Origin of the sequence: Pseudomonas sp. CCI4.2, assembly GCF_034350045.1 — a bacterium.
Lineage (GTDB): Bacteria > Pseudomonadota > Gammaproteobacteria > Pseudomonadales > Pseudomonadaceae > Aquipseudomonas.
In genome coordinates this window covers 197141-211593 of record NZ_CP133781.1, presented here as the reverse complement: position 1 = coordinate 211593, position 14453 = coordinate 197141, and the positions used below count along the sequence as shown (strand labels likewise).

9 protein-coding genes are annotated in these 14453 nt (G+C 55.3%); 6 read left to right on the top strand and 3 right to left on the bottom strand.

All coding sequences use genetic code 11. The features are described 5' to 3' along the window. Positions 1-48 precede the first annotated feature (48 nt). The 4 genes from RHM65_RS00925 to RHM65_RS00910 are packed head-to-tail and all read left to right on the top strand — an operon-like array spanning position 49 to position 4899. Positions 49-1560, top strand: a complete 1512-nt coding sequence (locus RHM65_RS00925; RefSeq protein WP_322167813.1) for an efflux transporter outer membrane subunit — start codon at positions 49-51, stop codon at positions 1558-1560. Positions 1561-1615: 55 nt separating this feature from the next. Next, the gene (locus RHM65_RS00920; protein ID WP_322167814.1) at positions 1616-3793 is read left to right on the top strand and encodes an FUSC family protein; all 2178 of its coding nucleotides are present in this window, start codon (positions 1616-1618) and stop codon (positions 3791-3793) included. Next, the gene (locus RHM65_RS00915) at positions 3783-3983 is read left to right on the top strand and encodes a DUF1656 domain-containing protein (protein WP_322167815.1); all 201 of its coding nucleotides are present in this window, start codon (positions 3783-3785) and stop codon (positions 3981-3983) included. The genes RHM65_RS00920 and RHM65_RS00915 overlap by 11 nt, the downstream gene beginning before the upstream one ends. Positions 3984-4038: 55 nt before the next feature. Next, positions 4039-4899 carry an HlyD family secretion protein gene (locus tag RHM65_RS00910; RefSeq protein ID WP_322167816.1) on the top strand — a complete coding sequence of 287 codons (861 nt, stop codon included), beginning with the start codon at positions 4039-4041 and terminating at the stop codon, positions 4897-4899. 542 nt (positions 4900-5441) lie between these two features. Here the strand turns inward: RHM65_RS00910 and RHM65_RS00905 are convergent. Next, positions 5442-6263 carry an SDR family oxidoreductase gene (locus RHM65_RS00905; RefSeq protein ID WP_322167817.1) on the bottom strand — a complete coding sequence of 274 codons (822 nt, stop codon included), beginning with the start codon at positions 6261-6263 and terminating at the stop codon, positions 5442-5444. Positions 6264-6282: 19 nt separating this feature from the next. After that, a complete protein-coding gene (locus RHM65_RS00900) occupies positions 6283-6741 on the bottom strand; it encodes a multidrug transporter (RefSeq protein ID WP_322167818.1) in 459 nt (152 codons plus the stop codon). Between the two features lie 158 nt (positions 6742-6899). Between RHM65_RS00900 and RHM65_RS00895 the strand changes: the two genes are divergently transcribed. Both RHM65_RS00895 and RHM65_RS00890 read left to right on the top strand, forming a co-directional pair. Next, complete coding sequence (locus RHM65_RS00895) at positions 6900-9722, top strand: RHS repeat-associated core domain-containing protein (protein WP_322167819.1); 2823 nt, start codon at positions 6900-6902, stop codon at positions 9720-9722. Positions 9723-9895: 173 nt separating this feature from the next. Then, positions 9896-12736: an RHS repeat domain-containing protein gene (locus tag RHM65_RS00890; RefSeq protein WP_416194757.1), complete on the top strand. Its 2841-nt coding sequence runs from the start codon at positions 9896-9898 to the stop codon at positions 12734-12736. Between the two features lie 188 nt (positions 12737-12924). Here RHM65_RS00890 and RHM65_RS00885 read toward each other — a convergent pair whose 3' ends face one another. Further along, a complete protein-coding gene (locus RHM65_RS00885) occupies positions 12925-14376 on the bottom strand; it encodes a mannose-1-phosphate guanylyltransferase/mannose-6-phosphate isomerase (RefSeq protein WP_322167821.1) in 1452 nt (483 codons plus the stop codon). Between the last annotated feature and the right edge of the window lie 77 nt (positions 14377-14453).

The following is a 14453-nucleotide window of genomic DNA, read 5'->3' as shown; positions in this document are numbered from 1 at the left end:
AATCGATGCCTATCATCCGCATCACACCTAAGTCGGGAATTTGCAGCAGTGCCGCGTCGCATGTCCAGAGGGCTCAAACCCCTATTTGTTATCGCTCTTTCGCTGACTATCGGCGGCTGTATCGGAACCGGGGGCATTGGCCCTCAGGAGCATTCCCTTCCAGCCAACGAATTAGCAACTGACGAAGCAATCCAGAATGCCGCCAAAGAGGCGCACTGGCCTGCTTCGCAATGGTGGCGCGCCTACGGAGACGAGCAGCTTAATAGCTGGATCGAACTGGCCGCCAAAGGTAGCCCAAGCCTGGCAATGGCCGCAGCGCGTGTGCGTCAGGCCAAGGCCTTGGCGGGTGTCGCCGAGTCCGCAGAATCGTTGCGCATTAATGGCGATTCGACCCTCAAACGACATAACTGGCCAACCGACCAATTCTACGGTCCAGGTCAGCTGGCGAATACCAGCACTTGGGACAACAATGCGTCGATGGGTCTGAGCTATTCCCTTGACCTCTGGGGTCAGGAAAGTAATACCACCGAGCGTGCGTTGGATTTGGCCCACATGAGTGCTGCCGAAGCGCGTTTGGCTCAACTTGAGCTGCAAAACGATATCATCCGCGCCTATATCCAGTTGTCGCTGAATTACGCACAGCGCGACATCGTTGAAGCAACGTTGGCCCAGCAAGAACAAATCCTGCAACTGGCGCAGAGACGCTTTAACGGCGGGCTCGGTACTCATTTCGAAATCAGTGAGGCCCAAACCCCGTTGCCCGAAACCCATCGTCAGATTGACTCCCTGGACGAGGCCATTGCACTGAGCGGTAATCAACTCGCCGCGCTGGCGGGTAAAGGACCGGGGGAGGGTGCACGCCTGAAACGCCCGACACTGTCGTTGCAAACTGCGTTGAAACTGCCTTCATCACTGCCCGTGGCCTTACTCGGCCAGCGTCCCGACGTGGTGGCCAGCCGCTGGCGGGTTGCGGCTCAAGCGCGTGGCATTGACGTTGCGCACGCTGGTTTCTATCCCAACGTTGATTTGGCCAGCAGCCTCGGTTTCGTTGCAACCGGAGGTGGGATGTTGTCATTCCTGGCGGGTAACAAATTCAACTACAGCGTCGGACCGGCCATTACCTTACCGATCTTCGACGGCGGCCGTTTGCGCTCGGAATTGGGCGAAGCCTCTGCCGGTTATGACATTGCTGTGGCGCAGTACAACCAGACGTTGGTTACCGCGTTGAAAGAAATTTCAGACCAATTGATTCGCCGTGAGTCGATGGCCAAGCAGCAAGCGTTTGCGGCTGAGTCCGTGGCCGCAGCGCAAAAGACCTATGACATAGCGAAGGTTGCTTACACCCGTGGGCTGACGGATTACTTGAGCGTGCTAAACGCGCAGACATTGTTGTTCCGCCAACAACAGATTCAACAACAGGTCCAGGCGGCACGCCTGACAGCACATGCGGAATTGGTGGTGGCCTTGGGCGGCGGTTTGTCAGCGGGTTCTGATTCACCTAAAGAAGAGAAGACCCTGCCGTCGAAGGTCCCGGCTGCACTTGCGGCGTTTGACCATTGAAAAATTTCGGTGCCGTTTCGCGAATGAATTCGCTCCCACAGGGTTGGCTGCGTTCATGATCAGCTTCTTCCGTTCTCTTGAATGGCGTCGCGAGTTTTTTGCATGGGCGCGCAGCGATGGCGTGACTTGGATTTACATCTTCAAAGTGCTGTTCGCGGCCTTTGTGACCTATTGGATCGCGCTTCGGCTGGAGTTGCCGCAACCGCGCACGTCGATGATCACCGTGTTCATCGTCATGCAGCTGCAAAGCGGGCATGTGTTCGCTAAAAGCTTTTATCGGATTATTGGCACCCTGGCCGGCTCGGCCATGATGGTGCTGTTAATGTCCTTGTTCGCCCAAAACAGCGAGCTGTTCCTCGGTAGCCTGGCGTTGTGGGTCGGTTTTTGCTCGGCGGGCGCCGCGCGTTATCGAAACCTGCGGGCCTACAGTTTTGTCCTCGCCGGTTACACCGCAGCGATGATCGGCTTGCCCGCGTTGGCGCACCCGGAAGGTGCCTTCTTGGCGGCGGTTTGGCGGGTTCTGGAAATTTGTCTCGGGATTGTCTGCTCGACAATCGTCAGCGCCGCGATTCTGCCGCAAAGCACCAGCGCCGCCATGCGCAACGCGCTCTATCAACGTTTCGGCGTATTTGCCCGATTTGCCGCTGATGGCATACGTGGCCTCAGCGAGCGGACAGCCTTCGAAGCAAGCAACGTTCGCTTCATCACCGAAGCCGTCGGGTTGGAAGGTCTGCGCAGCGTCACGGTGTTTGAAGACCCGCACATGCGTCGTCGCAACGGCCGATTGAATCGTCTGAACAGCGAATTTATGGCCATTACCACCCGCTTCAACGCCCTGCATCAATTGCTCGAGCGGTTACGCTCACGGGGCTTGACCCAAGTGGAGTCCGCCATCGAACCAGGTCTTGCAACATTGGCCGAATTGCTCGACGGTTTCGCCGGACGCGCATTAACCATTCCTGATGCCGCCTCACTCGAACGCAAATTGGCGGCCTACAAAGTCAGCCTGCCGGATCAGGTGCGCAGCCTGCGTGAGATCTTGGTGATGGGCCGTCCGAGCGCTGCGGACTTGTTGGATTTTCACACTGCGTTTGAGCTGCTGTACCGCTTCGTCAATGACCTGCACAACTACGCGCAAACCCACGCATCACTGGCCGATCACCACCATGTTCGCGAACAGTGGAATGAGTCATTCAAGTCCACCACCAGTTGGCTGTCCTCCGCCGCATCGGGCATTCGTGCCACGTTCATCGTTGGCGCGCTCAGTGCGTATTGGTTAGCCACTGCTTGGCCGAGCGGGATGACCATGATCCTGGTGTCGGCGGCAACGGTCGCGTTGTCTGCCACCACGCCGAACCCCAAGCGCATGGCGTTCCAAATGGCCTGCGGCACGTTGATGGCAGCGGTTTTCGGCTTCATTGAAACCTTCTTTGTTTTTCCCTACATCGACGGCTTTCCATTGCTCTGCGTGGTGTTGTCTCCGGTATTCGTCGTCGGTGCCTTTCTCGCCTCACGACCACAGTGGGCCGGTATCGGGCTTGGGTTGCTAATATTTTTCAGCATCGAATCGATACCCAGCAACATGACCCTGTTTGACCCTTATTTGTACGTCAATGATTACATCGCGATGGTCATCGGCATGTTGGTCTGTGCCGCTGCCGGCGCAATTATCCTGCCGCCCAACAGCCGTTGGTTGTGGCGTCGGCTGGAGCTTCATCTGCGTCGGCAAGTGCTGTTTGCCATCAGCGCACCGCTGCGCGGCTTGGGCACGGGTTTCGAAAGTCGTACCCGCGATCTGCTGCATCAGGCGTATGGTCTGGCTGCCGGACAACCGCAGGTGCAGCGTGGATTATTGCGCTGGATGTTCGTGGTGCTGGAAGTGGGTCACGCGATTATCGAGTTGCGCCGTGAACAAGAGGTGCTGCCGGATTTTACCTGTTATGCCGAATACCAGCCCTGGCGCCACGCGATCCGGCTTATGGGCCGTTCGCTAGTACGATTATTCGTTCAGCCTGGCCGGAACAATCTTGAACGCAGCTTGAGCGCGGTCAATCACGCTATCGTCTGCGTGCAGCTAACCGACGAACCCTTCGCCCCGCACTTCGAAACCTCCGCGTTACGCAGGGTCGAAAGTTATTTGCACTTCATCCGTACTTCGTTGCTCGACCCGCAATCACCGCTGGCGGCCTTCGCGGTCAACCGTGAGCCGCAAGGACTTCCACATGCCTCGTGAAATAGCGTTCCACGGCCTCTACATGCCGACCGTGACCGTGATGTTTTTGGTCGCGACGGTGCTGGCCTGGGTGCTGGACAGAATTCTGTCGGCGTTTGATTTGTACCGTTTTTTCTGGCACCCGGCGTTGTTGCGCTTAAGCATGTTTGCATGCATCTTCGGCGCCCTGGGGCTGTCGGTTTACGGTTGACGTACCGCTGTTTGAAACACCCTTTTTTGCCTCCGCCCTTTCTTTGAGATCCAGGATGAAAAAGCTCTTCAGTCTGACCGCCACGTTACTGGTCCTGGCCTTGGCCATCTGGATCGGTCATAGCCTGTGGGTTAACTACATGAACACACCTTGGACCCGCGATGGTCGCGTGCGTGCCGATGTGATCAACGTGGCGGCCGACGTGACCGGGACCGTGGTCGACGTGGCGGTGCGTGATAACCAGCAGGTGAAGAAGGGGGATCTGTTGATGCAAATCGACCCCGATCATTACCAGCTTGCAGTCAAAGAAGCGCAGGCGAACGTGGCCTCCCGCAAAGCCACGTGGGAGATGCGCAAACTCAACGCCAGTCGCCGCGCGGACATGGACAGCCTGGTGATTTCCCGCGAGAGTCGCGACGACTCCAGCAATATCGCCGCCTCTGCTCAAGCCGATTATCAGTTGGCCCAAGCGCAACTCGACGCGGCAGAACTCAACCTGCAACGCACCAAGGTATTGGCGCCGGTTGACGGCTACGTCACCAACCTCAATGTGTACCGCGGTGATTACGCGCGCATTGGCGAAGCGAAAATGGCCGTGGTCGACATGAACTCGTTTTATGTCTACGGCTTTTTCGAAGAAACGAAATTACCGCACATCCGCGTCGGCGACCCGGCTGACATGCAGTTAATGAGCGGTCAGTTGCTAAAAGGCCACGTCGAAAGCATTGCCCGCGCAATTTACGACCGCGATAACCCTGAAAGCCGCGAACTGATCGCCGACGTCAACCCGACCTTCAACTGGGTCCGCCTGGCGCAACGCGTGCCGGTGCGAATCCACCTGGACAGCGTACCGGACGGCGTGATGTTAGCGGCGGGCAGCACCTGCACCGTGATCGTGAATCCAGGGGTTAACTGAATCTCCTCATACAACGCATAACTTGTTGATACACAGATGATTTTGGGGCGTTGCCCAAGGCTGCGATGAAGTTCAGGGTCTACTGTTCTTAAGCTGCCGAAATCCTGTGGGAGTTGGCTCGCCAACGAAAGCGGCAACGCAGGTGACCCAGGTAATCAGCGGCGTGATGACGGACCTCTTCGCAGGCAAGCCTGCTCCCACAGATTCAATCAATGACATCGCAAAGCGGTCCCGGCTTTCGCAGCCTTCGGCAGCTCCTCCGGGCCCTGTGTTTACCGGGCGACAGTGAAATTATTGATACACAGATGATTTTGTAGGGCTGCCGAAATCCTGTGGGAGTTGGCTCGCCAACGAAAGCGGCAACGCAGGTGACCCAGGTAATCAGCGGCGTGATGATGGGCCTCTTCGCAGGCAAGCCTGCTCCCACAGATTCAATCAATGACATCGCAAAGCCGTTCCGGCTTTCGCAGCCTTCGGCAGCTCTTAAGGGTCCTGTGTTTACCGGGCGACAGTGCGGTATTTCCAATGGAAAACAGAATTGCTCACAACGCTTTATCCAAACCAAACCGCTTGCGCAGTCCTTTCTCCAGCAATCCTTTTGGCACCAGCCACGCGATCAATGGCATCGCGCGGCAGCCGTTGCCTAAACGCAGCAAGCGGGGTGGTTTGTCTTTTTGCACTGCACTGAGCAAATCCCGAGCGAACGCTGTGGCTGACGTCGGATTGCCTTGTGAGGCGTTGGCCCTGGCGCGAATCGCCTCGCGAAGCGGCCACCAAGGTGATGACTCAGCGATTAACAGCTCAGCCTCACGGGACGCATTGCTCGCAAAGCGGGTGTCGATGGCACCGGGCTGAACCTCCATAACCTTGATACCAAATGGCGCCAGCTCAAGGCGCAGCGCGTCACTCAGCGCATGCACGGCGGCTTTCGACGCACAATAAGCCCCCGCGAAGGGCGTCACCAGAACCCCCGAAACGCTGCCGATGTTCACCACCATTCCCTTGCTTTGGCGTAACAATGGGAGCAGCGCCTGAGTCACGCCGACCACAGAAAATACGTTGGTTTCAAACTGACGGCGCATGGCATCCACACCGCCATCCAGCAACGGACCCATCGCGCCATACCCCGCGTTATTGATCAGCAGGTCAAGCCCACCGTACGCTCCGAGCTTCATTGCCAAGCGCTCAAGGGCCGCACCATCGTTGACGTCCAGATCAACGGCAGAGAAACCAGCTGCCGTTAGTGCAGCTACATCGTCAGCTTTACGCGCGGTGGCCCACACTTCATAGCCTGCCGTTTTAAACACTTGCGCCAACGCCCGGCCAATGCCGCTGGAACATCCGGTGATAAGAGCGATAGGCATGATTTTTCCTTATTGTTTTTTAGAAATTACCCTGTAAATGCTCGGCACGAAACTCTACTGTTTCCGGGCGGTAACCAGGGCGCAACGGTGGTGCAGGCAAACAATCCTGCCAATTGCCACCCGCTTGCAGTTCTCCCGGACCGCTGTAGCGAGGTGCAGCATAGACATCATCGGCAAGGTTAACCGTGTCGCCTGGGCGATAGGCTGCCACCCGCCATTGCAATGCTTGCAATGGGACTTTATTGCCATTGTGCAACTGGGCGTGAAGAGGGCGATCCGCCGGACAGGTTTGCGGGGAGTAACTCAGGCGCAATTCAAGGCGATCCAACTGCCGTGTTTCAGTACTGTCCTGCCATAGCACCCACAGCGTTACCAGTCCCAGACACAGCACTGCTGCCAACGATACCGGTAATGCTTTGCCCGGGTAACGCAACAGCAAGATGAGCCATGAAAGAATGAGGACGATGCCGATCAGCATTAAAGTAAGCCTTGTAAAAATCAACGGTAGAGCATCGTACAGAAACGAGAGCGGTATTGACCATTAGCGAAACCACCCGTCTGAACAGGACGTTGTTTTTGTGCAAGTGACGGCGGGCTGCCTAGGCTTAAATTGTCAATCAGGGACGGATGGACACTATGACAATTCATGCTTTTACCCCCACATTGGCAATCATCGAACCGCGCGGTTTGGTGGTTCGGTCCCTTGATTGGTATCGCTCATCAGAAACTGATGTTTGTCTCGCGCGGGTTAATCGATCCGCGTTCGATCAGGCCGGGCGGATCTTGAAACTATGGGACGCTCGTTTGTGGGCTGACGCATCAGAAGATGCGACCGCACCCGCGAACCTGGCAGTGGTGTATTCGTTATCCGGCCAGCTATTGAGTAGCGACAGCGTTGATGCCGGCTGGCAAGTCGGCTGGTTCGGCGAAGCCGGGCAATTACTAGACGCCTGGGACGGGCGCGGTACTTGGCGGCGTAGCGAATACGATGGGTTACTGCGGCCGACTTCTATATTCGAGATCAGCCATGAGCGGGTTGAGCGTTGCGTAGAGCGTCTTGTTTACGGGAGGGCCGAAGTTGCCAGTGTGCTGCACAATCAATCTGGCCATCTCATTCAGCACGACGATCAGGCGGGATCTCAGTTGATTGGCGAGTATGGCCTGACGGGCTCCATGTTGGAACGAACTCAACATGTTTCGGCGGAACTGCAGCCGGCCGATTGGCCGAGTGTCGGCAACGAAAACATGTGGGAGCCGGGTGTTGGCGCGACGTCAACCTGGCGCTATAGCTCGTTGGGAAATGTGGTTGCTCAGACCGACTCGCTCGGCAATAGCCAAACGTATGCTCATACCGTTGCAGGCCAACTGAAAAGCATTGCCGTACGGCTTAAAGATCAAATCCGACAGCCCATTGTTAGGGGCGTCAGTTACGACGCCCAAGGCCGTGTCGAATCGGAAAACTTGGGCAATGGTGTAATTAGCACGAGCCGTTATCGCGAAAAGGACGGGCGTCTGATTCAGCTTCGTGCCCAGCGCGCCAATGGCGAAGTGCTGCAAGACCTGCTTTACGATTACGACCCGGTAGGCAATGTTCTGCGTATCGAAGACAGGTCTCAATCCACGCATTTTTTCGCCAATCAAAAAATAGAACCCGTCTCGACCTATCAGTACGACTCGTTATATCAACTGATCAAAGCCACCGGCTGGGAAGCGGCCAGCATCAACCATGGGCCGATATTCCCAGGATTCCAGACGCCGCCAGACCCTTCGCAACTGGCCAACTACGTGCAAACGTACACCTACGATACCGCTGGCAACTTGCGGCAACTCGCCCACGTTGGTGCGCAGAGCCATTCCAGCACCTTGGTCACTGCTCACTCCAGCAACCGAAGCCTGCCGCAACTCGGTGATAAACCGCCGGCCGAAGAAGATATCGCCGCAGGATTTGATGAAAACGGCAACGTGCGACAATTGCAACTTGGCCAAACATTGGAGTGGGACTCACGTAACCAATTGCAGCAAGTACGACCGGTAGTGCGCGAGTCTGGTAACGACGACAGCGAGCGTTATATCTATGACGCCAGCGGACAGCGCGTGCGTAAAGTACGGATTACCCAAGCCCGGGCCGTTACCCATTGCTGTGAAGTTCGCTACTTGCCCGGCCTGGAAATTCGAACCAATACCGCCACCGGTGAAGTGCTGCATGTGATCACCGTTCGCGCGGGACGTAGCGAAGTACGGGTATTGCACTGGCAAGCGGGTAAATCCGAGGGTATCGATAACGATCAATACCGCTATGGCCTCAGCGATCATCTGGGCTCCAACACTGTGGAACTGGACAGAGAGGCGAAGGTAATCAGTCAGGAACACTACTACCCCTTCGGCGGCACAGCGTGGTGGGCGGGAAGAAACGCTATTGAAGCAAGTTATAAAGCGGTGCGTTATTCGGGTAAGGAGCGGGATGCCACAGGGCTGTATTATTACGGACTGAGGTACTACGCGCCCTGGCTGCAGCGTTGGATCAATCCGGATCCTGCGGGGGAAGCCGATGGGCTGAATCGCTATAGAATGGTTGGAAACAATCCTGCCAGTCGCGTTGATCATGAGGGCCTTATGCAGCGACCCCCCCCGGTTGCAGACCGTCCTGTTTCCTCTCTACGCTGCCCTGGAGTGCCGCCCCCGGTGCCCGATAGACCGGCGAAAATGGGACGTGAGCCCTTTTTTACGGCTCAATCCTCCTCCCACAGCAGCGAAAAGCCGAATTTTCACGCGCCTCAAGTTCCATCAGGTCTACCAGCACCTTACGAAGATTTATCACTGGGCAGCAAGCCGTTGCCGTTAAAAAATATCAGGAACGTATCTAGCAGCTATGAAAGCTGGGTCGTAGAGCTTTCGGACACGGAGTGGGGCGTGCATAAGGACTTCTCGTCGATGACAGTGTTGGATGCTCACGGTTTAGCTAAACAAAAGATCGGAGCAGCAAATGAAGTATTTGCGTACCAGTTCAGCAAAGCGCTTAACTTGAATATCGTTCCGGCAACGGTCATACGGCCGGGAACTGATAGAGAGGTTATTTCACGATACGTCGATACCATCGTCGGCGACGTAGCATTTAATAGGCAGCAATCTAGCTTGTATGTGTTCGATTTTTTATTGAATACACGAGATCGTCTCGATGACGGACGGAACGGAAATATCGTTTTCGACAAAAGTAAGCGTGCGTTTGCAATCGACCACGATTTGATTTTGGAACCAGGTTTTGAAGCGATTTCGGAATCTGAAATTACGCCAGATATGCTTGCTGTTTTTGCTAGCGATCCCGTCACCACGAAGAGTTTGTCAGAAACTGACTGGGACCTTTTTTTTGAAAAACACATATCCCCAGAATTTATCCACCAAAGGGAGGAGGCGAAGTCTGAATTCTTGAGCCGGATCAGTTGCATTAAAAATCGTTTTTAGGATCATTCTGCGACTTCGTTCTGATTCTCGCCGCCTGCGTTCCGAGCTGCACTTGCACTCCCCCGGTTTGCCGTTGCTTTGAGCCAGACCGCTTGTCTGGATCGAGCTGGGCATAGATGCAATCAGCGGTAGTTTGCCTAGGCTTTAACTGTCGATCAGGGATGAATAGATATATGACGCTGCACACCCATACCCCTTGCCTCGCAGTCACTGATTCTCGCGGATTGCCCGTGCGGACGGTTGTTTGGCAGCGAACCCACGTGACGGAAATTGTGCAGAGGCGCGTCAATCGCTCGGCATTCGATCTTGCCGGACGTGTCATTCAGCGATGGGATGCGCGCTTGTGGGCTGAGGTGGAAGATGAGGTGGCTGCACCTGCGAATTTGGCAGCGGTGTATTCATTATCCGGGCAACTGCTAGACAGTGATAGCGTGGATGCTGGCTGGCGTATTGGCCTGATTGGCGAGGCTGTTCAACCGATGTTCGGTTGGGATGGTCGGGGGGTTGTGCGGCGTTATGAATATGACGCATCACTTAGGCCGACGGCCGCGTACGAAAGCACTAACGGGTTGGCTGAACGATGTGTCGAGCGACTGACGTACGGGACGGCTGACGCAGAGTGTATGCAGCATAACCAGTGCGGGCAGCTTATTCGGCATGACGATCAGGCCGGTTCCCGGTTAAACGACGAATTTGGTGTGATGGGTTCTTTGCTAAAACGGACTCAGCATTTTCTGTTTGATCTTCAACCACCTGACTGGCCGGAGGCAGGCCACGATGCTCCGTGGGAGCCGGGTATTGGCGCAACGACAACTTGGCAGCACAGCCCGCTGGGCGATGTCATTATGCAGACCGATGCGCAGCGTACTGTTCAAACGTTTACTTCCACCGTTGCCGGGAAGCTAAAAGCCAGCCGTTTGCAACTCGTAGGCCAGCCCGAACGCGTCGTTGTCAGTGCGATGCGTTATGACGCCCAAGGCCGTGTCGAATCGGAAACCTTGGGCAATGGTGTAATTAGCACGAGCCGTTATCGCGAAAAGGACGGGCGTCTGATTCAGCTTCGTGCCCAGCGCGCCAATGGCGAAGTGCTGCAAGACCTGCTTTACGATTACGACCCGGTAGGCAATGTTCTGCGTATCGAAGACAGGTCTCAATCCACGCATTTTTTCGCCAATCAAAAAATAGAACCCGTCTCGACCTATCAGTACGACTCGTTATATCAACTGATCAAAGCCACCGGCTGGGAAGCGGCCAGCATCAACCATGGGCCGATATTCCCAGGATTCCAGACGCCGCCAGACCCTTCGCAACTGGCGAACTACGTGCAAACGTACACCTACGATACCGCTGGCAACTTGCGGCAACTCGCCCACGTTGGTGCGCAGAGCCATTCCAGCACCTTGGTCACTGCTCACTCCAGCAACCGAAGCCTGCCGCAACTCGGTGATAAACCGCCGACCGAAGAAGATATCGCCGCGGGATTTGATGAAAACGGCAACGTGCGGCAATTGCAACTTGGCCAAACATTGGAGTGGGACTCACGTAACCAATTGCAGCAAGTACGACCGGTAGTGCGCGAGTCTGGTAACGACGACAGCGAGCGTTATATCTATGACGCCAGCGGACAGCGCGTGCGTAAAGTACGGATTACCCAAGCCCGGGCCGTTACCCATTGCTGTGAAGTTCGCTACTTGCCCGGCCTGGAAATTCGAACCAATACCGCCACCGGTGAAGTGCTGCATGTGATCACCGTTCGCGCGGGACGTAGCGAAGTACGGGTATTGCACTGGCAAGCGGGTAAATCCGAGGGTATCGATAACGATCAATACCGCTATGGCCTCAGCGATCATTTGGGCTCCAACACTGTGGAACTGGACAGAGAGGCGAAGGTAATCAGTCAGGAACACTACTACCCCTTCGGCGGCACAGCATGGTGGGCGGGAAGAAGTGCTATTGAAGCAAGTTATAAAGCGGTGCGTTATTCGGGTAAGGAGCGGGATGCCACAGGGCTGTATTATTACGGACTGAGGTACTACGCGCCCTGGCTGCAGCGTTGGATCAATCCGGATCCTGCGGGGGAGACAGGCGGATTGAATCTATTTTGCTTCGTTAAAAACTCGCCGCTGCGGTATGGAGACAACAAAGGCGCAGCCCCCTTCGATGTGTTGGGGGAAGCAGAGAGCGGGTTGAAAAATATTGGAATAGGGATCTTAGCGACTGGTCTGGCGGAATTCAGCAATGAGCATCGGGAAAAAGTAGAAAGGGGAATAAACTTTTCCATCCTGTTTTTGGAACGCGCGCGCACTGAACTGGCAAGTGAATCGCCAAGCCTAGGTATAAGGTCGGCATTGACAGCGACATTTGGTGATTTGGATAGGGCGCATCGAGGACAGCTAATCGATTCCCTCAACACTGCGTTTGGTAAGCAGCAGGATTTTTTAACCTCATTGCTTAATGAGGCCAGCTGGAAAATTAGCCTGATTGAACAGAACCCAAAGGCGCTGGGCTTGACCACCGTACGTAGCGCCTACCAACCTGAACGTACGATTTTGTTGTCGGCGGCTCTGCTAGAGGGGAGGCATATGTTGGAGACTGTTAACACGTTAATTCATGAAACCAGCCATGCTGTTATGGATACTGGCGATATTTTTTATAATAAAAAATTTACCCTGCGGGAGGGCGCTACCTCTGCTGAAGTGAAAATTTGGTCTGAAGATATTCGAATTGGTTTGAGAACAACGGTTGCGAAAGGGCCCGTAGAGGTCCTTACCGGCCCATCTGCTAAAAAATTTGCGATAGCGATGGCGGCGAGTACGGGCAGTGTTTTGTCAGAGACAATGCGTGCTGAAGAGTTCGTGACAAACTCCCGCGCTAGAACGGCAGTGCTGTTAAAAAATGCAGACACATACTCATCTTTTATCATGAGCACTATGCTTCCAGAGCGCTACATGTCGAAAATGACCACGCGGTCGAAGCAGGCTCCCGGCTTCAAAAAAAATAAAGAAATTTTTTAATATGATTTGAAATGAACGGTCCCGTCAGTCCTGTTTTTTTATTGAAAATGAAGAGGTTGCGAAGGCCGACTATAACGTGGGGCTGCGCTTCTCAAAACGAATTTCATTCGCGAAGAAGTCGGCGCGGTGTATCAGACAACCGCGCTTCCCGCTTCCCGAATGGATTCGATCCCACAGATTAATGCCTGTTAGCGCGCAATGGTCTTGGTCTGAACACCAATTTCAGCATTCTTGGAGCGACCGTAGATATCTTCAAAGCGCTCGATGTCGTCTTCGCCCAAGTAGCTGCCGGACTGCACTTCGATAATCTCTAACGCGATTTTGCCGGGGTTGCGCAAGCGGTGCACGGAGGCTATTGGAATGTAGGTCGATTGGTTTTCACAGAGCAAGAACACGTTCTCGTCGCAGGTGACTTCTGCAGTGCCGGAAACGACGATCCAGTGTTCCGCGCGGTGGTGGTGCATTTGCAGCGACAGGCTGGCACCCGGTTTGACCGAGATGTGTTTGACCTGGAAGCGACCGCCCATGTCCACCGAATCATAAGACCCCCAAGGCCGGTAGACCTCGCAGTGGGTTTGGGTCTCGGTACGGCCCTGATCGTTGAGGGTGTTGACCATCTGTTTGACGCCCTGAACCTTGTCTTTGTGGGCGATCATCATGGCGTCTTTGGTTTCGACCACGACGATGTTGTCCAGACCAATGACTGAGACCAGTTTGCCGTTGCCGTGGATCATGCAATTGCGGCTGTCTTGAATGACCACATCGCCTTTGCTGACGTTGCCGTTGCCGTCTTTTTCCTGCACGTCCCACAGCGATGACCAGCAACCGACGTCATTCCAGCCGGCGGTCAAGGGCACCACACAGGCGCGTTGGGTTTTTTCCATGACCGCGTAGTCGATGGAGTTGTCCGGGCAGCAGGCGAAGGTGGCTTCGTCGATGTCGATGCTGTCGCCGTCGCGCTTGCTGCGTTCCAGCGCCAGCAGGCAGGTGTCGTAGATGTCCGGTTCGTGTCTTTTCAGTTCCTCCAGGAAGCGGCTGGCGCGGAACAGGAACATGCCGCTGTTCCAGAAATAACCCCCGGCCTCGACGAATTCCGTGGCGCGTTTTTCATCGGGTTTTTCGACAAAGTGCGAGACACGGCTAACGCCTTCGGGCAGCAACACGTCATGGGTCGACTTGATGTAGCCGTAGCCGGTTTCTGGCTTGGTGGCCGGTACGCCGAACAGCACCATTTCGCCCCGTTCGGCGGCAACGGTGGCCAGGGCCAAGGCCCGTTGCAGGGCTTTTTGATCGTCGATGACGTGATCGGCGGGCAGCACCAGCATCAGTTCATCGCGGCCTTCGCTGAGCAACATCATTGCGGTGATCGCCACCGCAGGTGCGGTGTTGCGGCCAAACGGTTCAAGCAGAATCGCTTGAGTCTCAAGCTCTAACTTGGCGAGTTGCTCGTTGACGATGAAGCGGTGGTCTCGATTGCAGACCACGATAGGGTGCTGCATGCCTTCAAACACCAGACGCTTAAGGGTTTGCTGGAACAAGGTGTGTTCGCTGGTCAGCGCCAGGAACTGTTTGGGGAATTGTTTACGCGAAAGCGGCCAGAGTCGCGAGCCGCTACCACCTGACAAGATCACTGGAATCATTTTATTTCTCCATAAGTGTTCGAATGGGCTGTACGCCGTTTTCCGTCGTTTCAGTCTTGTTGTTGTCCGTACCCGGC